Source organism: Arthrobacter sp. UYEF36 (assembly GCF_040547025.1).
GTDB lineage: Bacteria > Actinomycetota > Actinomycetes > Actinomycetales > Micrococcaceae > Arthrobacter.
Genome location: NZ_JBEPOX010000008.1, coordinates 114,675 through 133,587 on the forward strand (window position 1 = coordinate 114,675; position 18,913 = coordinate 133,587).

Genomic DNA, 18,913 nt, shown 5'->3' on the forward strand with positions numbered 1-18,913 from the left:
TACGTGGACCACTTCCTGCAGAGCCCCGCGTGGGCTGACTTCCAACGCTCCCTGGGGCGGACCGTGCACCAGCGCTCGGGACCCGGCTGGAGCTTCCTGGCCATCGAGGAAAGCAACCCGGCGGGGAAACTGCTCTACGCACCCTACGGCCCGGTGGCCGCTTCCCTGGCCGCGTTTGACGGCGCCCTGGCGGCGCTGACGGCCCTCGCCCGCAGCTGCGGGGCCGTGTTTGTCCGCGTCGAACCGGTCGACGCCGGCTTCACGGCCGCCGACGCCGGTGCGGTCCTGCGCACGCGCGGCCTCCGGCCCGCCCCGGCCAACCAGCAGCCGGAACTCAGCTGGATCGTGGACCTGGACCGGGAGTTCAAGGACGTCCTGGCGGACATGAAGCCGGTGAACCGCAACCTGTACCGGAACATCCACAAGAAGGGCGTCACGTTCCGCTCCAGCCAGGACCCGTCGGAGATCTCGGTCCTGCTGGGATTCCTGCACCTGACAGCGGCGCGCAACGGATTCAAACCGCAGAGCGACGACTATCTCACCCAGGTCGCCCGCTCACTGATGCCGGCCGGTGCCGCGACACTCTTCATCGCCGAACTCGAGGGCGAGCCGATCGCCGCCGCCCTCGCGTACGACTCCGGGGACACCCGCACCTATGCCCACGCCGCCCTGGATGACGTGCACCGCAAGCTCAGCGCCGGGATCCCGCTGCTGGTCACCCTGATGGCCGACGCCAAGGACAGGGGCCTGAAGCAGGTCGATCTCTGGGGCGTGGCACCCGCGGACCAGCCCGACCACAAATGGGCAGGGTTCACGTCCTTCAAGAAGTCCTTCGGGGGGCGCGAGGTCGCGTACCCCGGAACCTGGGACCTGCCGGTGCAGAACCTGCGCTACAACGGGTACCAGCTGGCCAGGAAGGCTGCGCAGGCCGCACGCCGCGGCGTCACAGCGGCCCGGAAGCTGCCCGCCCGGCTGCGCGGCGCCCTCCGCCGGTAGCTGCCCTCCCCCACCGGACATGCCCAGCGTCAGCGCCGGCAGACCGGGCCTGACCACTGGACATGCCCCGCGTCAGCCTTGGCCGGTGGACATAGACCCACTATGTCCACCCCTGGCTCTCATCACTGGGCATGCCCCGCGGTGGCAGCACACACCTGGCCCCGGCCACTGGACATGTCCCCCACTGGCAGCACACACCCGGCCCTGGCCACAGGACATGTCCCCCACTGGCAGCACAGTCCTGGACCCGGCCACTGGACATGTCCCGCGTCAGCCCCGACGGGTGGACATAGAGCCACTATGTCCACTCCTGGGCGTCAGCACTGGGCATGCCCCCCGCTGGCAGCACAGTCCTGGACCCGGCCACTGGACATGTCCCGCGTCAGCCCCGGCGGGTGGACATAGAGCCACTATGTCCACTCCTGGGCGTCAGCACTGGGCATGTCCCCGGGGGGAGCCCTAGTTTCCGGCGGAGGCGGCTTTCTTCTGCGCTTCGTACGCGCTGGCAACCATGTCCTCCACGGAGTGCCGCATCTTCCAGTCCAGGTCGCGCGCGGCCAAGGAGCCGTCGGCCACGATCCGGTCCGGGTCGCCCGCCCGGCGGGGCCCGATCTCCGGCTCAAAGTCGATACCGGTGACCGTGGCCATCGCCGTCATGATCTGGCGGACGGAGAGCCCGTCACCGGAACCAAGGTTGTAGACGCGTTCCAGCGGCGTGCCGGCAGCGAGGGCCTGGGCCGCCGCGACGTGGGAGGTCGCCAGATCGGCCACGTGCACGTAGTCACGCACGCAGGTGCCGTCGGCGGTGTTGTAGTCGATGCCGTTGATTCGCGGGGTCTTCCCTGCGGTCAGGGCACGGAGCACGATCGGGAAGAGGTTGTGCGGGCTCGTGTCATAGAGCTCGGGTGAGCCGGAGCCGACGACGTTGAAGTAGCGCAGCGAGGTGTGCTTCAGTCCCCGCGCCCTGCCCTGGTCCCGGATCAGCCATTCGCCGATCAGTTTGCTCTCGCCGTAGGGGGATTCCGGCTGGGTCGGGGTGTCTTCGGTGACGATGTCGCCGGTGGGGGTGCCGTACGTGGCGGCGGAGGACGAGAAGACCAGTTTGTCGACTTCGGCGAGTTCCATGGCCTTCAGCAGTTCTGCCGTGCCGGTGACGTTCTGCTCATAGGTGAGCAGCGGCTCCTGAACGGAAACACCGGCGTATTTGAAGCCGGCGAGGTGGATCACCCCGGTCACGCCGTGGTCCAGCATGGTGCGGGCCACAAGTTCCGAGTCGAGGATGGTGCCGTGCACGAACGGAACATCGTCCGGGACGAACTCGCGGTGCCCGCTGGAGAGCGAGTCGACCACCACCGCCTGCATCCCGGCGCCGCGCAAAGCGGAAACCACGTGAGAACCGATATACCCTGCGCCACCTGTTACAAGCCATGTCATGGTTCCACCCTACCCAATGCCCTGCCTGCCCAGCGGCTTGGAAACGACGGATCCCGGGGCGCTAAACGCGCCCCGGGATCCGGGTGTCCTCGAGCGGGAAGCTGTTAACCCTTCCGGGCGTAGCCTTCCCACTTGCTGGCCTGGTGCTCGCCATCCACAAAGCGGATGGTCCCGGACTTGGAACGCATCACGATGGACTGGGTGAGGACCTTGTCCTTGGAGTAGCGCACACCCTTGAGCAGATCGCCGTCGGTGATGCCCGTGGCGGCGAAGTAGCAGTTGTCGCTGGAGACGAGGTCGTTGGTCGACAGCACCCGGTCCAGGTCGTGGCCGGCGTCGATGGCCTTCTGCTTCTCGTCGTCGCTGGTGGGCCAGAGGCGGCCCTGGATGACGCCGCCGAGGGACTTGATGGCGCATGCGGTGACGATGCCTTCCGGCGTTCCGCCGATACCCATCAGCGCGTCGACGCCGGTGCCCGAGCGGGCCGCGGCGATGGCGCCGGCGACGTCACCGTCCATGATGAACTTGGTCCGTGCACCGGCTTCGCGGATCTCTTCAACGAGCGGGCGGTGCCGGTCGCGGTCCAGGATCATGACGTTGAGCTGGTTGACCTTGACGCCCTTGGCCTTGGCGATCAGGTGGAGGTTCTGCTTCACCGGCAGACGCAGGTCGACCATGTCGGCGGCTTCCGGACCGGTCACGAGCTTCTCCATGTAGAAGACCGCGGAGGGGTCGAACATGGAGCCGCGCTCGGCAACGGCGAGGACGGCCAGGGCGTTGTTGATGCCCAGGGCGGTCAGCCGGGTTCCGTCGATCGGGTCGACGGCGACGTCACACTCGGGGCCGGTGCCGTCACCGACGTGCTCTCCGTTGAAGAGCATTGGGGCTTCGTCTTTTTCGCCTTCGCCGATCACAACAACACCGTTGAAGTGGACGGTCTGGAGGAACGAACGCATGGCGTCAACGGCGGCGCCGTCGGCCTTGTTCTTGTCCCCGAACCCAACCCAGTGGCCGCCGGCGATGGCGGCGGCTTCGGTGACGCGGACCAGTTCCAGCGCAAGGTTGCGGTCCGGCTCGTCGATGCCGACGGCGAGGGACGGCGAAAGCGTGGAGTACTTCTGGGTCATTGGCGGTGGTGTCACGTGAACCTCTTCTTCGAGTGGCGATCATTGAAGCCGTGCGGACAGGATCGATCCGTCGCGGTGATTCTTAGTTTGTGATCTCGTCTGCTACTGATCATAGTCGCGGAGGAAAGCCGCGTCTTGGATTGACCATTCCGTGAACTGCCCGACCCCGGCCCGCCCGGCACTACCGAATGTGAGATCGGCCCGGAATGGGCGACTATAGAGGGGTGAGTGAATTGCAGGAAACGCCCCCCGCTGCCCCCGCTTCGCCTGCCGGCACCGCCGGCCGGGAAGCCCCCGGCGCAGCCGGCCAGCCGCCCGTCAAGCCCGTCCTGAGCGCCGGAGCGGCGAAACGCGCGAACGCATCGGTGATTGGCATGATCATTGCACTGGTCCTGAGCATCGCCGCTTTCCTGCCGATTGTCCTGATGAACCCGTCACCCAAAACCGACGGCTACCGGCCGAACATCAACGTCAGCGCCGTGGCGCAGAACGCAGCTGATGTGGCGGGATTCACACCGGCTGCCCCTGATACGGGCGACACATTCCGCGCAAATTACGCCCGCTGGGAATCCGGGACGGGCAGCGGCGTCCCGACCTGGGAGGTCGGCTACCTCACCCCCAAGGAGTCCTTCATCGGCCTGGTGCAGTCCCGGCAGTCCAATCCCACCTGGCTGCTGCAGCAGGTGAAGAGTGCGCCCGTGACCGGCACCCGCAACGCGGGAGGCCGCGACTGGGAGCTCCGCGACACCGGCAAGGGCGAGAAGAGCATGGTGCTTGCCGACGCCGCCGGCACCACGGTGATCCTGACCGGATCCGCCCAGCTGGACGAATTCACGGTGCTGGCCGCAGCGGTGGTCAAGGACCTGGAGAGCAAGTCCGGCGCAGCCGGCACCGCGTCACCCGGGAGCACCGCGGACGCAACAGTTTCACCCTCCCCCGCCCCGTCGCCGTAAAGTAGGGCCGTGGCCACTTATCTCACCCCTGCCCTTGCCTGGCGTCGCCTCCGCGAAGGCAACGAACGCTTCGTTTCCGGCGAATCGTCGCATCCCAACCAGGACGCGTCCCGCCGCTCCTCCCTTGTGGAGAACCAGCACCCCTTCGCGGTGATCTTCGGCTGCTCGGATTCCCGGCTGGCCGCAGAGATCATCTTCGATCTGGGCCTGGGGGACGCCTTCGTCGTCCGCACCGCCGGGCAGGTGATCGACGACGCCGTCCTCGGCTCGCTCGAATACAGCGTCAGCGTCCTCGCTGTGCCGCTGATCGTGGTCCTCGGGCACGACAGCTGCGGCGCGGTCACGGCCACCAAGAACGCCGTGGAAACCGGGCAGATGCCCGTGGGCTTCATGCGGAGCCTCGTCGAGCGCATCACGCCGTCGGTGTTGACCTCGCTGCGTAACAACCAGAACGACGTCAACGACATGGTGGTGGAGAACGTCAAGCAGACGTCGCAGCGGCTCGTGGACAGCTCGCGGGTGATTTCTGAGGCAGTCGAGGGCGGCCGGGCAGCGGTGATCGGCCTCGCCTACAGCCTGGCCGACGGCAGGGCGGACCTCGTTTCCGGCATCGGCGAGCTCTAGGTTCCTGCGGCTGCCGGGTAGCAAGCACTTCACGGTTTTCGATGGGACGCCTCGGCCCAATAAGCTAGCCCCATGACTTCCACAGAAGAGTTGAACACCGAAGAGTTCCGCATTGAACACGACACGATGGGTGAAGTCCGGGTGCCCGTGAACGCCCTGTACCGTGCCCAGACGCAGCGTGCCGTCGAAAACTTCCCGATCTCCGGCAAGACCCTGGAGCGTGCCCACATCGAGGCCCTCGCCCGGGTCAAGAAGGCCGCAGCGCAGGCCAACGCAGAACTGGGAGTGCTCGACGGCGAGCTCGCCCAGGCGATCGCGGACGCTGCCGATGAGGTCGCCACCGGAAAGTACGACGGCGACTTCCCGATCGACGTGTTCCAGACCGGCTCCGGTACATCGTCCAACATGAACACCAACGAGGTCCTTGCCGAACTGGCAACCCGCGCGCTGAAGGCCGCAGGAAGTGAGAAGGTGGTCCACCCCAATGACCACGTCAACGCCTCGCAGTCCTCCAACGATGTTTTCCCCACCTCGGTCCACGTGGCCGCCACGTCCGCGCTGATCAACGACCTGATCCCGGCGCTGGGCTACCTCGCGGAGTCCCTGGAGCGCAAGGCCGTCGAGTTCAAGGACGTCGTGAAGTCCGGACGCACCCACCTCATGGATGCCACCCCGGTGACCCTGGGCCAGGAGTTCGGCGGCTACGCCGCGCAGGTCCGCTACGGCGTCGAGCGCATCAACGCCTCCCTGCCCCGCGTCGCCGAAGTCCCGCTCGGCGGCACCGCCGTCGGCACCGGCATCAACACCCCCGCCGGTTTCCCGGAACGCGTCATCGAACTGCTCGCGGCCGACACCGGACTGCCGCTGACCGAGGCCCGCGACCACTTCGAGGCCCAGGCCAACCGTGACGGCCTGATCGAGGCCTCGAGCCAGCTCCGCAACATCGCGATCTCCTTCATGAAGATCAACAACGACCTGCGCTGGATGGGCTCCGGCCCCAACACCGGCCTCGGCGAAATCGCGATCCCGGACCTGCAGCCGGGCTCCTCAATCATGCCCGGCAAGGTCAACCCGGTGATCTGCGAGGCGTCCATCATGGTCTGCGCCCAGGTCATCGGCAACGACACCGCCATCGCCTGGTCCGGCACCAACGGCGCCTTCGAGCTCAACGTCGGCATCCCCGTCATGGCCGCCAACCTGCTCGAATCCGTACGCCTGCTGGCCAACACCAGCCGCGTCATGGCCGACAAGATGATCGACGGCATCACCGCGAACGTCGAGCGCGCCCGCTACCTGGCCGAGGCGTCCCCGTCGATCGTCACGCCGCTGAACAAGTTTATCGGCTACGAGAACGCCGCGAAGATCGCCAAGAAGGCCGTGGCCGAGGGCCTCACCATCCGCGAAACCGTGGTGGCGATGGGCTTCCTGGAACGCGGCGAACTGACCGAGGAGCAGCTGGACACGGCCCTGGACGTTATGTCCATGACCCGTCCGCCGCACAAGGCCTAGCACCCGGCTCCAGCCGCCGCGGTCCCTGGCCGCGGCAGTGTCCGACGGCGGCCGGCACCTTTCCAGCGAAAGGCGCCGGCCGCCGTTTTGTTTTCCGCCAGGAGATTACGGCGGTGTCACCGCTCCCCCGGCGGCCCGTCGCTCCTCGGCGGTGTAGGCCGCCGCAGCGGCGGCATCCGCCATGCTGGCACCGGCCAGGCGGGCCTCCCGCAGCCTGCGGGTCTTGGCAGACTGCCCGGAAAAGGCCGCATCCACGTTGCCGGCCGCGTAGGTCAGCGCGTCGTCGGCCCGGATGCCCAGCCCCTCCGCCGTCAGCACGGCGTCCTGGTTGGCGCCCAGGTAGGTGAACTGCCAACCCCACTGGCTCTGCTGCCGCTCCACGAGGGCCTTCACCATGGGACCTGTCGCCTCCCTCGAGGCGTTTTCGTGGCCGTCGGTCAGTACCGCCACCAGCACCGTTCCGGGGCGCTGCTCCTCGGGGAGGGCGGCCAGTTCCTCGCCGGCCTCCCCGATCAGCCGGATCATGGCGTCATGCAGGGCGGTGGAGCCGCGCGGCTGCAAGTCCAGCGGCGGTACCTCACGGATGTCCACAGCGGCGTAGACCCGTTCGTAGACGTCGTCGAACTGCGCCAGGGACAGCCGGCAGCGCCCCTGCACCGACTGCTGCTCCCGGACGAACGCGGCGAAACCTCCCACGGTGTCGTCGGCAATGGCACTCATGGATCCGGAGCGGTCCAGAAGGACGTACACGTGCGTCAACGCTGAATCTGTCATGCTTCCCCATTTCCGGTCCGGGCGCTCCCGGACCAACCCCTTCCCAGCGGGTGGCTGGACAGTAGCAGGCTATGCCGGGGCTGCGACAAAAAGAGCAAACCTTACGCCGGCCCCGGTTTTGCCTTACCTCAGTTGCGCCCCCGCGGACCTGTCAGGCCGGCAGGAGGACCATGGCCGCGGCCGTGCCGGCCAGCATGAACGGCCCGAAGGGGATGCTGGATTTCAGGGTGCCGCGCCGCGACACCAGCAGGGCCAGGCTCCACAATCCGCCAAAAAGGAAGGCAGCGAAGGTCCCGGCCAGCACATGCGGCCAGCCGAGGAACCCCAGGTACATGCCAAGCACACCTGCCAGCTTGACGTCCCCAAAACCCATTCCCGGCGGATAAACCGCCCGCAGCATGAAGTAGAAGAGCCACAGCGCCGCTCCCCCGGCCAGCACGCGCAGTCCGGGCACCCCGAAGAGCCCGGCCCCGCCGTCGGGCACGGCTTCCGAGGCCGGGGCACCCGACACTGCGTGGACCGCTACGGCACCGAGCAACAGCACCCCGGCGACGGCGTAGGCCGGAAAGACGATCCGGTCCGGCAACAGATGGTGCCGGACGTCGATGACCGTGAGCCGGACCGCCACGACCGCTAGGTAAGCGCACGCCAGAAGCACCAGCCAGTAGGCCAGCGGGGTCACTTCGCCCAGTCCGTCCAGTCGTTGGATCACCCTCGGATGCTACTGGAAATTCCGGCGGCCAGGGCCGGGCCCGCGCGTAAACTGTGGATATGGCCGCATGGGACACCTCGCACGTGCGCGGGCCGGGCACGCCCGGGGGCCCCGCGCAACAGGGGGCCGCATTCCGGCACCTGTGCCGTTCCTCGCCGTGGAAGTGGCAGTCCCTGCGCTTCGAATACCTGGACCGGCCCCTCGCCGTCGATCCCGGGGCCACTGAATCAGCGCCGCCACCGGATCTGGTCCGCGCGTGGCTGCGCCGCCCGGGTGCCCTGCGGCTGGAGACAGCGGACGGGCTGGTCCTGCACAGCACCACCGGCATCAATGATTCCCGTGACGTGTTCTACGTCCGCTCCACCAGGAAGACCTGGCTGCTGCCGCCCCACCTCGTCACCCCGGTCTACGACGACCGCGGCCTGGTCCGGCGCCGCCCCGAAGCAGCCTACGGCGAGCCCGGCTTCGGCAACGGTCGCTTCGCCGCCGCGCTGGACCCGGTGGAACTGGCAGGCAACGCCCCCGTGCCGCTCGAGTTCCCCAACTCCAATGCCGTGGAGCTTGGCACCGTCACCGAAGTACTGCACGAGGGCCGCCCCGCCCTGGAGGCCATCGTCACCCCGAACCCCGGCTACCGGCCCAGCCACCCCGACGCGCCGCTGTGCCGTCCGGGCCGCACGCTCGTGAGGGTCGACGCCGGCACGGGCGTTTGCGTCGCCAGCCGTTGGCTGGAGGGTGGCCAGGGAAGGCCCGGAGAGGAAGGGGACGGGCCGGAAGCGTACGGGCACTGGCTCCGGATCCTTGGCGTGGACGAGTACATGCTGGATGACCTGTTCCTCGCCGAGTCCATGAACCTCACGGACGTCCGCCGGCACATCAGCTGGGAGCTCCCGGCCGGCTGACGGCGCGTGTGACTGGCTGGGCGTTGCCCGCGCCGCTAGGCTTCCCGGATGACTGAGCTCACCCGCTACTGGCCGCCATTCGGCCTCACCCTGACCACACCCCGCCTGGTGTTGCGGCCCATCCGCGACGAGGAGATCCCGGCGGCGGTAGAGGCGGCCCTGAGCGGCATCCACGAACCCGGCCGCAGCCCCTTCAGCAGGCCGTGGGCGGAGGCCCCTGCCGAGGAGCTGGGTCCGAACATGGCGCAGTGGTACTGGCGGTGCCGAGGGACCATGTCGCCGCAGGAGTGGACCCTCCTGCTGGGCATCTGGCACGAGGGCGAGTTCATCGGGTGCCAGGACATCGAGGCCAGGGACTTCGCCACACTCAAGACGGTCAGCACGGGCTCCTGGCTCCGGCAAAGCGTCCACGGCCGGGGACTTGGCAAGGAGATGCGTGCCGCCGTCGCCCTTTACGCCTTCGAGTGGCTCGGCGCGGAGGTCGCGGAATCCGAGGCGGCCGCCTGGAACCAGCAGTCCCTCGGTGTCTCGCGCTCCCTCGGCTACCAACTCAACGGCGTCACCCTTGCCAGCTGGGGCGGCCAACGCCAGGAGGCCCAGAAAGTCCGCCTCACCCCCGAGGCATTCCACCGCCCCGGCTGGCAGCTGAAAGTGGCAGGCCACGACGCCACGGCGAAATACCTGGGGATCGGTGCCTAGAACCTCCGGCACCGGTTTTTCCCAAGCGCTGACGTTTTGAATGGCCGCATGGCCGCCACCGGGCTTGAAGGCAATCCTGCACCGCGTGTTCGCCGCCGTCGGCTGATGCTGCTGCCCATCGCATTGCCGGGCGTCATCGGGCTGGCCCTGGCGTACTTGTTCCTGGCGCCGGGAGGTGTCTAAGCGACGGCGGGATGCCGCGGCCACGCGAAGGGCCGCGGCCCGGCGAACCCGGCCACGACCCCGCGGAAACCTAGATCTCCGCCCCCTCAAGCAGATCCGTCACCAGGGCCGCGATCGGCGAGCGCTCCGAGCGGGTGAGGGTGACGTGGCCGAAGAGCGGGTGGCCTTTGAGGGTCTCGACGACGGCGGCAACGCCGTCGTGCCTGCCGACGCGGAGGTTGTCGCGCTGGGCGACGTCGTGGGTCAGGACAATCTTGGAGTTCTGCCCGATCCGGCTCATCACGGTCAGCAGCACGTTCTTCTCGAGCGACTGCGCCTCATCCACGATCACGAACGCGTCATGCAGCGAACGCCCCCGGATGTGTGTCAGCGGCATCACCTCGAGCATGCCGCGGTCCATCACTTCCTCCACGACCTCCTGGCTGACCAGAGCCCCGAGCGTGTCGAAAACGGCCTGCGCCCACGGATTCATTTTCTCCGCCTCCGAACCGGGCAGGTAGCCGAGTTCCTGCCCGCCCACCGCGTACAGCGGCCGGAAGACGATCACCTTGCGGTGCTCCCGCCGCTCCAGCACGGCTTCCAGGCCGGCGCACAGGGCGAGCGCGGACTTGCCCGTGCCGGCACGCCCGCCGAGGGACACAATCCCCACGGACGGGTCCATCAGCAGGTCGATCGCCAGCCGCTGTTCGGCCGACCGCCCGTGCAGCCCGAACACGTCGCGGTCACCCTTCACGAGCCGGACCTGCTTGTCGGCTCCCACACGGCCCAGGGCGGAGCCCCGCTGGGAGAGGATCACCAGACCGGTGTTCGTCGGCATCTCGGCCGCCTCCGGGATGAAGACCGGCTCGTGCCCGTAGAGGGTTGAGACTTCCTCCTCGCTCGCGTCGATTTCCGCGACGCCGGTCCAGCCCGAGTCCTTGACGAGTTCGTTGCGGTACTCGTCGGCCTGCAGCCCCATGGCCGAGGCCTTGACGCGCATCGGGAGGTCCTTGGACACCACCGTGACGTCGCGGCCCTCGTTGGCGAGATTCTTGGCGACGGCGAGGATCCGGCTGTCGTTGTCCCCGCCGCGGAAGCCGGCGGGGAGCACGTCGGCGGAGATGTGGTTCAGCTCGACCATGAGCGTGCCGCCGGCGTGGCCGAGCGGGATGGGGCGGTCGAGCCCGTTGTGCTCCACCCGCAGGTCATCGAGGAGCCTGAGCGCCTTGCGGGCAAAATAGCCAAGTTCCGGATCGTGCCGCTTGCCTTCGAGTTCGGTGATGACAACGATCGGCAGGATCACTTCGTGCTCCGCGAAGCGCAGCAGCGCCCGCGGGTCCGAAAGCAGCACCGACGTGTCGATCACGAAGCTCCGGGCCGGTTCCTTGCTTGCTGTCCCTTCCCCGGAAACAGCAAAACCGGCTGCAGCGTCAATCTCCGCTGCACCGGTCTTTGAGGTGGCTCGCTTGGCGCGAGAGGTAGCTTTCTGTCCCTGGTCAGTCACGACGTCGGGCAGTTGTTCAGAAGTAGCCACATCGACTCCAGCCCCGGGGCGCATGCCCGGAATTGTTATTGGTGAGGCGGCTCGGCCTTGAGGCCGGACGCGGCCTCCCATACACCCGGTGCGAACTTCCGCTCCATGTACTGGCCTCCCCGATCAGCCGGCGGTTTGCCTGCTGATGGGATTAACGTACGTCCGGGGTGCGGCGTTTCAGCGCCAATTTTTCGGCGATTCTTGTTGCCATCGTGTGAACACCCGATGACGCTTCAGGAGCCGTAGCGGCGCTGCCTGCCGGCGTAGTCGCGGAGGGCCCGGAGGAAGTCCACTTTACGGAAGGCCGGCCACAGGGCTTCGCAGAAATAAAACTCGCTGTACGCGCTTTGCCACATCAGGAAACCGGACAGCCGCTGTTCCCCGGACGTGCGGATCACGAGGTCCGGATCGGGCTGCCCGCGGGTGTAGAGGAAGCGGGAGATGTCATCGACGCTGAGGTCATCGGCCAGTTTCCCGATGTCCGTGCCGCGGGCGACGGCGTCGTGCAGCAGTTCACGGACGGCGTCGACGATTTCGCGGCGTCCGCCGTAGCCGACGGCGACGTTGACGTGGAGTTTCTCGCGCGCCGGGGTGCGGGCCGTGAGCCGGTTGAGCCGCGCGGCGAGGTACCCGGGGAGCAGTTCCGGGGCGCCCATGGCGTGTACCGAGATTTCGGCGTCCTCGTCCAGCCTGTCCAGCGTGTTGGCGATGATCCCCATGAGCAGGTCGAGCTCTTCGCCCGAGCGGTTCATGTTGTCGGTGGAGAGCATGTAGAGGGTGACCACTTTGACGCCGAGTTCCTGGCACCAGCCGAGGAACTCGTGGATCTTGTCAGCCCCGGCCTGGTGCCCCTGGCTGGTCGGGGCGTTGAACTGCCGGGCCCAGCGGCGGTTGCCGTCCACCATGACGCCGATGTGCCTGGGGATGCGTTCGGAATCCAGGGACCGCTGGAGTTTGCGCTCGTAGAAGCCATAGAGGAACCCGGGCATTTCCATCCGGAGATTCACCTGGCTTCCTTGTACGACTGCAGTGCACATCCTAGGCTACCCGCCGGAGCGCGGGCCGGGGCGCAGGGACGTGACGATTTTGATCAGCGCATCCTATTACTCGCGGGTAACTTACTTGGCCGTAGGTTATTATTGCGGCATGGAAAGCAACACCCCCGAGCCCCGGCCGGAGCAGCCTGCGGACCGTAGAACCGGCCCGATGGACGATGCCGCGATCCGGCTGGCCGAACTCCTGATGATCAAGCCGAAATGGCGCGGCTGGATCCACACCGTGACGGCTCCGCTGGCGCTGGCTGCCGGGCTGGTGCTGGTGGTCCTGGCCCCGACACCGGACCTGAAGATCGCCAGCGCCATTTACGCCTTCACCGGGGTCCTGCTCTTCGGCATCAGCGCCATCTACCACCGGGGCAACTGGTCTCCCGGCGTCAAGATCGTGCTGAAGCGGCTGGACCATACCAACATCATGCTGGTGATCGCCGGAAGCTACACCCCGCTGGCGTGGGCCCTCCTGGACCGGCCCAAGGCCGTACTGCTGTTGTGGGTGATCTGGTCCGGGGCCATCCTCGGCGTGCTGTTCCGGCTGCTGTGGACCCATGCCCCGCGGTGGCTGTACGTGCCGATCTACATCGCGTTGGGTTGCGGCGCGTTGTTCTACTTGCCGGATTTCTTTGCCGCCAATGTCGCCTCCGCCGTCCTGATCTGCGTTGGGGGTGCCCTCTACATCACCGGCGCGGTCTTCTACGCGCTGAAGAAGCCGAACATCAGCTACTCGCACTTCGGCTTCCATGAGCTGTTCCATGCCCTCACGGTCTTTGCCTTCGCCGCGCACTACATTGCGATTGCCATCGCCGTCCTGAGCTGATTTTCTCCTTGGGGACCACAGCTACCCGACGCCGGTTCTCCCCACCTTTGTGACAGTGTCGCCGCGACTCACCGGCTCTTCTGCCCGACACACCGGGCGCCGACTTCGAAGGTGGGGAATTTCCGACGTCGGGGCCCGCCTGTCAGGGCAGGCCGGCCGCGATGAGGCCGGGCAGCTGCCGCATGTCGTGGAACACGGTGGTGCCCGGACCGGCCAGCCGCTCCGCCGGGGTCACGCCGCCGGCGTACGCGAACACGTGCATCCCGGCCGACCGGGCCGCCTGAACGCCGTGGGCGCTGTCCTCGACGACCGCGCAGCGTTCCGGTGCGGTGCCGAGCATAGCGGCTGCGTGCAGGAACAGGTCCGGTGCCGGTTTCCCGTGGGCGACTTCCGTGGCGCTGAAGATCCGGCCCTCGAAGCGTTGCAGCAGGCCGGTCTGGCCCAGCGTCCGCTGCATCTTGGCGTGGCTCCCGCTGGAGGCCACGCAGTGCGGGAGCCGGATCCCGTCCAGCGCCTCCACGACGCCGTCGACCGCCACCAGCCCGCGCTCGAACGCCGACCGGTACCAGGGATCGTATTTGCGGTCCCAGCAATAAAGTGCGCCTCGGTCCTGCCCACGAAGCGCTCGACAATTTCCTCCAGCTCCAGTTCCCACCCGAGGTCGGCGAGCACCAGTTGGTCCACCCGGACGGCGATGACCTCGGAATCGACCAGGACGCCGTCGCAGTCGAAAACCACGAGCTCGAAACCGTGAAGAGTCATTCCGCCATGGTAGCCAGGCGCTGCCTCAGCTCGCCGGGCGAACGCACCGGAAGCCCGCAGACCATGCCGCGGCACAGATAGACCAGGGGCGCCCCGTCGGCATCCGCCCCGCGCCCGCGCAGTAAGGGCACCGCGGCGTCGTCGTCCTTCATAGCTTCGTCCTGCAGGGCGATCACCAGCCCGGGGCTCGGCGAGAGCAGCAGCTCGCGGTGCAGCGCTGCCCGCTCCGGCGTGTCCGGCCCGACGACGGCCGCCTCCACGGGGCCGGCCAGCGCCGCGTGCGCAGTGGCGAGCAGCCAGCCGGCCGCCCGCGGCGCCCGGGTGGCCAGCGGCGGCAGCAGCGACAGGACGTTGCCCGCGAGGGCGCGGTGTTCCTGGGAGCCGGACAGTGCCGCGCAGGACAGCAGCGCACCGGCGAAGGCGGCCGCTCCGCTCGGTGTGGCACTGTCGAACAGCTCCAGTGGCGCTCGTCCGCCCTGGGCGTTGGAGACCTGGTCCGACTCGCCCGTGGTGTCCTTGAGCGCGCCGTCCATGGTGAACCGCACGCAGGCTGCGGCCAGGATGCCCTCCGCCAGCCGGTACCAGTGTGTCCGGCCGGTCACGGCGTAGAGCGCGACCAGGCCCTCGACGCAGAAGGCATAGTCCTCCAGGAGCCCGCCGATCCCCCGCGCGGCGCCGTCGTGGGACACCCGCATGAGGGTTCCGGGTGCTCCTGCGGCACCCGGCCGCCAGTGCACCCGCTCCAGGTACGCTGCGATGCGCCCGGCTGCGGCCACCAGCCGGGGCTGCTCCAGTACCGCGCCGGCTTCGGCCAGGGCGGCGACGGCCAGCCCGTTCCAGCCGGCCACCACCTTGTCGTCCCGGGCCGGCTGCGGCCGGCGGGAACGCTCGGTGAGCAGCACCGGCCTCACCCGCTGCCAGAGTTCCGCCTCGCCGGCGCTGGGCGCCCGGCCGGGGTGCAGCGGGGAACCGTCCGCGGAGACGGTGCCACGCGGGTGGACGTTCATGAGACGCGCGACGGCGGCGCCGTCGGCGGGGCCTAAAACGGCCTCCAGCGCTGCCGGCGTCCACAGGTAGCTGCCGCCCTCGGCGTGGATACCGTCCACCACGGTGTCGGCGTCGAGGGACGAGGCCAGCGCCTCGGGAAGCGCACCGGGTGGCGGCCGTTCACCGGCCCCGGGCGGCGGCGCGTCACCGGCACCGTCCGTGCCGAGTCCCAGCGATGCCAGCAGCCAGCCGGCCGTGCGTCCGGCGACTTCGGCCGCCTCCGCGGCGGGGTACCCGGCCGTGCCGCCGAGCCGGACCCAGTGGACATAAACGCGCAGCAGCTGGGCATTGTCGTAGAGCATTTTTTCGAAGTGTGGCACGGACCAGTCTCGGGTCACGGAGTAGCGGGCGAAGCCGCCGTCGAGCTGGTCAAACAGGGCCGAGCGGGCCATCGCGGCGAGGGTCCGGCCCGCCAGGCCGCGGGCCTGCGCCGCGGTGCCGGAGCCGGTGCCGGCCCCGGCAAGCGGCGCGGGGACGGCAGGTGAGGAAACGCCAGGTGCGGAGGCGGCGGCGTGGCGGATCAGGAATTCCAGGACCGCCGGGGGCGGGAATTTCGGCGCGGCGCCGAAACCGCCGCCAGACGGGTCTTCGGCGGCCGCCAGCGCCTGCACGGCATCGGCGGGCAGGGACGCATCGAGGGGCTCCGGCACACCGCCCAGCCGGACGGCGGCGCTGGGCTGCGAGGCGGCGAGGCCGCTGGCCAGGGCAGCGGCGTTCTGTTCCACGGCGTCGCGGCGCACCTGCCAGGCGTCGGCCACGGCCTCCAGCACCTGGCGGAAGGAGGGCCTGCCGGGCAGCGGCCGGGGCGGATAGTAGGTGCCGGCATGAAAGGCACGGCCATCGGGCAGCAGGAAGACGGACATGGGCCAGCCGCCTTCACCACTGATCGCCTGGGTCGCGGCCATGTAGACGGCGTCGACGTCGGGGCGCTCCTCACGGTCCACCTTGACGGCCACGAAGTTGGCGTTCAGGTAGGCCGCGGTGTCCGGGTCCTCAAACGATTCCCGGGCCATCACGTGGCACCAGTGGCAGGCCGCGTAGCCGACCGAGAGGAAGACCGGCACGTCGCGGGCGGCCGCGAAGGCAAAGGCCTCGTCGCCGAACGGCCGCCAGTGCACGGGGTTTCCGGCGTGCTGCCGGAGATAGGCAGAGGGTTCCCGGCCCAGGGCGTTCGCGGCCTGGGGGAAGGGCGGGAGGATGCCGCCGTCAGCGGCTTCCGGGCCCTGCATCACCGTTGGCTTCCGGACGGCTGCCGGGCTGGCCGGCGGGATCCTGGGCCCCGGGGTTCCCGGCACCCGCCCCGGTGGTCCGGGAATCACCCTCGAGGCCGGCGGCCCCGGCGGCGGCCGCGCGTTCCTCCTCCACCTGGGCGCGGTAGCGGACGCGGCGGATGCGCCGGACCATGTCCACGATCAGCAGCGCCGTCAGCACCACGATGAACGCGGTCAGGAGGAATCCCAGCAGGCCGGGAGTCACCTGGTCCTGGGACAGTCCCGGGCGCAGCGACGGCGTAGGGGTGGGTGCCGGCGCGGTTGCCAGGGTGATGAGCAGGGAATGCACGTGAGGAACCTTCTATGGGGCTGAATGGCGGCCCGACAGGGCTGGCCGCGGGGCTGCGCTGGATCTGTTTCCATAACGTCTTCTACGCGTCATAGAAATGGCCTGTTGGGTCTATCTTAGCCCGGCGAAGAAGTCCTTTTCAGGCAGTTCGGCCGGGATCCTGGACTGGATGAGCGAGTAGTCCTCCCATGGCCAGACGCGGCGCTGCATCGCCGGGGAGACGGCGAAGAAGAAGCCTTCCGGGTCCACCTGGGTGCGGTGTGCCCGGAGTGCGTCATCGCGTGCTTCGAAGAAGTCCCCGCACTCGATCTGGGTGGTGGTGGGGTGGGTCGGCGCGGGCGGGGTGTGGCCCTCGGCGTCGGCTTCCAGCCAGGCAGCGAGCCGTTCGGCGTAAGGCGAGCGGAGGCCCGATTCCTCCAGCGCGAAATGCAGGGCACGGAACCGTTCGGGGCTGAACGCGCGGTCGTAGTAAAGCTTGCTCGGCGCCCAGGCCTCGCCGGTTCCGGGGTAGCGGGCCGGGTCCCCGGCGGCTTCGAAGGCCTCGACGGCGACGCGGTGCGCCATGATGTGGTCCGGGTGCGGATACCCGCCGTTTTCGTCGTAGCTCAGGATGACCTGGGGCTTGAACTCGCGGACCAGCCGGACCAGCGGGGCGGCCGCCCGGTCCAGCGGCAGCGTGGCGAAGGAACCTGCCGGCAGTGGCGGCAGCGGATCGCCTTCGGGCAGCCCCGAGTCGACGAAGCCCAGCCAGCGCTGGCGGACGCCCAGGACCTTGGCAGCGTGTTCCATCTCGAGCCGGCGGGCACCGGCCATGTCCCGCTTGGGGTGCGGCTCGCCTTCCACGGCGGGGTTCTGGATGTCCCCGCGGGAACCATCGGTGCAGGTGGCAACCAGGACGTCGATACCGGCCGCGGCATACATGGCCATCGTGGCGGCGCCCTTGCTGGATTCATCGTCGGGATGAGCATGGACCGCCAACAGCCGAAGCGGCGCTGACGGGCTGGTGGACGCTGTCATCGTGGGACGGCTCCTCTTTCATCTACAGGTACAGAACTTTTGGCAGGCGCAGCGGGCCGGATCGGCGGCGCGGCAAATTCCCGTCCTGATCCACACTAAACTGGACTGGTGACTTCCAAGGATCAGCCTGCCGCGCCCGCGCCGGCATCTCCCAGCCTAGCCAATCGCTACGGCGGTCAAAAGCGGACGCTCAGCGGCAAAGCCAAACGCACCATCCTCATCCTTGCCCTGGTGGCCGGGATGGCCTTTATGGCCTGGATCTCGACCTCGAACGCGACGGAGAGCGTCACCTTCAAGGACATCGGCTACAGCACGCCGGACGCCACCCTGGCGGAGATCGATTTTCAGGTGACCAAGGAGCCCGCCACCGCCGTGAAGTGTTCCGTCAAGGCGCTTGATTCCAAATTCGCCGTCGTCGGCTGGAAAGTGGTGGATATCGCGCCCAACGCCGCCGACGCCGGCTCGGACGGCGGACGCACCACTGCCCACCGGGCGACAGTGCGCACCGAGTCCGGGGCCGTATCCGTCGTCGTCGACAGCTGCTGGATCCCCGACGCCGGCACATAGGGTCGCGGCGCCATGGTGTGATCCACACCGCAGGCTTCTTTGGTTTATCCACAGGATTGACTACAATGGATCAATACCTTTCCCCCGCTGAGCTGGTTACTGAGTCCTAAAAGTGGCCACCGTGGCGGGGTCTTTGCTTGTTTGACCACAAAGGAGAAGTCCGTGTCTACCACCAACAGCGCAACTGCAGCTTGGCTTACCCAGGAAGCTTTTGACCGCCTGAAGGCAGAGCTGGACCACCTCTCCGGCCCCGGCCGGGCGGAAATCGTCCAGAAGATCGAGGCGGCGCGCCAGGAAGGCGACCTCAAGGAGAACGGCGGCTACCACGCGGCCAAAGAGGAGCAGGGCAAGATCGAGGCCCGCATCCGCCAGCTGACCGCGTTGCTCCGGGACGCCCACGTGGGCGAGTCCCCCGCCGACGACGGAATTGTCGAGCCCGGCATGATCGTCGTGGCCAAAATCGCCGGCGATGAGGAAACCTTCCTGCTCGGCTCCCGGGAAATTGCCGGCGACTCGGATCTGGACGTCTTCAGCGAGAAGTCACCGCTGGGTGCCGCAATCGTCGGCCACAAGGAAGGCGACAAGCTCAGCTACACCGCCCCCAACGGCAAGGACATTGCGGTGGAGATCATGTCCGCCAAGCCCTACGCCGGCTGACACCGGAC

The 18,913-nt window shown here is 68.3% G+C and carries 20 protein-coding genes; 10 read left to right on the top strand and 10 right to left on the bottom strand.

Features of this window, described 5'->3' with window-relative positions; all coding sequences use genetic code 11:
- Positions 1 to 3 precede the first annotated feature (3 nt).
- Positions 4 to 996: a lipid II:glycine glycyltransferase FemX gene (locus tag ABIB29_RS13160; protein ID WP_354173249.1), complete on the top strand. Its 993-nt coding sequence runs from the start codon at positions 4 to 6 to the stop codon at positions 994 to 996.
- Between the two features lie 459 nt (positions 997 to 1,455).
- On the opposite strand, the gene galE is transcribed toward ABIB29_RS13160, so the two are convergent.
- Entirely contained in the window at positions 1,456 to 2,430 is a 975-nt protein-coding gene (galE, locus tag ABIB29_RS13165) for a UDP-glucose 4-epimerase GalE (protein ID WP_354173250.1), read from the bottom strand.
- 104 nt (positions 2,431 to 2,534) lie between these two features.
- Positions 2,535 to 3,557, bottom strand: coding sequence for a class II fructose-bisphosphatase (gene glpX, locus ABIB29_RS13170; RefSeq protein WP_354173350.1), 1,023 nt, complete (start codon positions 3,555 to 3,557; stop codon positions 2,535 to 2,537).
- A gap of 224 nt (positions 3,558 to 3,781) precedes the next feature.
- Here glpX and ABIB29_RS13175 point away from each other — a divergent pair, with 224 nt between their 5' ends.
- The 3 genes from ABIB29_RS13175 (at position 3,782) to ABIB29_RS13185 (ending at position 6,643) form a co-directional block, all read left to right on the top strand.
- Positions 3,782 to 4,510 (top strand): DUF4245 domain-containing protein, encoded by a 729-nt coding sequence (locus ABIB29_RS13175; protein WP_502915605.1) that lies wholly within the window; start codon positions 3,782 to 3,784, stop codon positions 4,508 to 4,510.
- A gap of 9 nt (positions 4,511 to 4,519) precedes the next feature.
- Positions 4,520 to 5,134, top strand: a complete 615-nt coding sequence (locus ABIB29_RS13180) for a carbonic anhydrase (protein WP_354173252.1) — start codon at positions 4,520 to 4,522, stop codon at positions 5,132 to 5,134.
- Between the two features lie 72 nt (positions 5,135 to 5,206).
- The gene (locus tag ABIB29_RS13185) at positions 5,207 to 6,643 is read left to right on the top strand and encodes a class II fumarate hydratase (protein WP_354173253.1); all 1,437 of its coding nucleotides are present in this window, start codon (positions 5,207 to 5,209) and stop codon (positions 6,641 to 6,643) included.
- Between the two features lie 105 nt (positions 6,644 to 6,748).
- Here ABIB29_RS13185 and ABIB29_RS13190 read toward each other — a convergent pair whose 3' ends face one another.
- Together ABIB29_RS13190 and ABIB29_RS13195 are read right to left on the bottom strand one after the other, a co-directional pair.
- The gene (locus tag ABIB29_RS13190) at positions 6,749 to 7,417 is read right to left on the bottom strand and encodes a vWA domain-containing protein (RefSeq protein ID WP_354173254.1); all 669 of its coding nucleotides are present in this window, start codon (positions 7,415 to 7,417) and stop codon (positions 6,749 to 6,751) included.
- 151 nt (positions 7,418 to 7,568) lie between these two features.
- Complete coding sequence (locus ABIB29_RS13195) at positions 7,569 to 8,129, bottom strand: prepilin peptidase (RefSeq protein ID WP_354173255.1); 561 nt, start codon at positions 8,127 to 8,129, stop codon at positions 7,569 to 7,571.
- A 59-nt stretch (positions 8,130 to 8,188) separates the two neighbouring features.
- Here ABIB29_RS13195 and ABIB29_RS13200 point away from each other — a divergent pair, with 59 nt between their 5' ends.
- The 3 genes from ABIB29_RS13200 to ABIB29_RS13210 are packed head-to-tail and all read left to right on the top strand — an operon-like array spanning position 8,189 to position 9,913.
- Complete coding sequence (locus tag ABIB29_RS13200) at positions 8,189 to 9,031, top strand: hypothetical protein (RefSeq protein ID WP_354173256.1); 843 nt, start codon at positions 8,189 to 8,191, stop codon at positions 9,029 to 9,031.
- A 48-nt stretch (positions 9,032 to 9,079) separates the two neighbouring features.
- Positions 9,080 to 9,730 (top strand): GNAT family N-acetyltransferase, encoded by a 651-nt coding sequence (locus ABIB29_RS13205; RefSeq protein WP_354173257.1) that lies wholly within the window; start codon positions 9,080 to 9,082, stop codon positions 9,728 to 9,730.
- A 48-nt stretch (positions 9,731 to 9,778) separates the two neighbouring features.
- Positions 9,779 to 9,913, top strand: coding sequence for a hypothetical protein (locus ABIB29_RS13210; protein WP_354173258.1), 135 nt, complete (start codon positions 9,779 to 9,781; stop codon positions 9,911 to 9,913).
- A gap of 70 nt (positions 9,914 to 9,983) precedes the next feature.
- On the opposite strand, the gene phoH2 is transcribed toward ABIB29_RS13210, so the two are convergent.
- Both phoH2 and ABIB29_RS13220 read right to left on the bottom strand, forming a co-directional pair.
- Positions 9,984 to 11,426: an RNA 5'-3' helicase PhoH2 gene (phoH2, locus tag ABIB29_RS13215; RefSeq protein ID WP_354173259.1), complete on the bottom strand. Its 1,443-nt coding sequence runs from the start codon at positions 11,424 to 11,426 to the stop codon at positions 9,984 to 9,986.
- Positions 11,427 to 11,659: 233 nt separating this feature from the next.
- Positions 11,660 to 12,421 (bottom strand): isoprenyl transferase, encoded by a 762-nt coding sequence (locus tag ABIB29_RS13220; RefSeq protein ID WP_354173351.1) that lies wholly within the window; start codon positions 12,419 to 12,421, stop codon positions 11,660 to 11,662.
- Between the two features lie 211 nt (positions 12,422 to 12,632).
- Between ABIB29_RS13220 and trhA the strand changes: the two genes are divergently transcribed.
- Positions 12,633 to 13,295, top strand: coding sequence for a PAQR family membrane homeostasis protein TrhA (gene trhA, locus ABIB29_RS13225; RefSeq protein WP_354173352.1), 663 nt, complete (start codon positions 12,633 to 12,635; stop codon positions 13,293 to 13,295).
- Positions 13,296 to 13,437: 142 nt separating this feature from the next.
- On the opposite strand, the gene ABIB29_RS13230 is transcribed toward trhA, so the two are convergent.
- From ABIB29_RS13230 to mca, 4 genes are all read right to left on the bottom strand, one after another.
- A complete protein-coding gene (locus tag ABIB29_RS13230; protein WP_354173260.1) occupies positions 13,438 to 13,833 on the bottom strand; it encodes an HAD-IA family hydrolase in 396 nt (131 codons plus the stop codon).
- A gap of 220 nt (positions 13,834 to 14,053) precedes the next feature.
- A complete protein-coding gene (locus ABIB29_RS13235; RefSeq protein WP_354173261.1) occupies positions 14,054 to 16,333 on the bottom strand; it encodes a thioredoxin domain-containing protein in 2,280 nt (759 codons plus the stop codon).
- Positions 16,311 to 16,664 (bottom strand): hypothetical protein, encoded by a 354-nt coding sequence (locus ABIB29_RS13240; RefSeq protein WP_354173262.1) that lies wholly within the window; start codon positions 16,662 to 16,664, stop codon positions 16,311 to 16,313. Before ABIB29_RS13240 ends, ABIB29_RS13235 begins: the two co-directional genes overlap by 23 nt.
- Positions 16,665 to 16,775: 111 nt before the next feature.
- Entirely contained in the window at positions 16,776 to 17,681 is a 906-nt protein-coding gene (gene mca / locus ABIB29_RS13245) for a mycothiol conjugate amidase Mca (protein WP_354173263.1), read from the bottom strand.
- A 108-nt stretch (positions 17,682 to 17,789) separates the two neighbouring features.
- Here mca and ABIB29_RS13250 point away from each other — a divergent pair, with 108 nt between their 5' ends.
- Both ABIB29_RS13250 and greA read left to right on the top strand, forming a co-directional pair.
- Entirely contained in the window at positions 17,790 to 18,248 is a 459-nt protein-coding gene (locus ABIB29_RS13250; protein WP_354173264.1) for a DUF4307 domain-containing protein, read from the top strand.
- Positions 18,249 to 18,410: 162 nt separating this feature from the next.
- Positions 18,411 to 18,905, top strand: a complete 495-nt coding sequence (gene greA / locus ABIB29_RS13255) for a transcription elongation factor GreA (protein ID WP_354173265.1) — start codon at positions 18,411 to 18,413, stop codon at positions 18,903 to 18,905.
- Positions 18,906 to 18,913 lie beyond the last annotated feature (8 nt).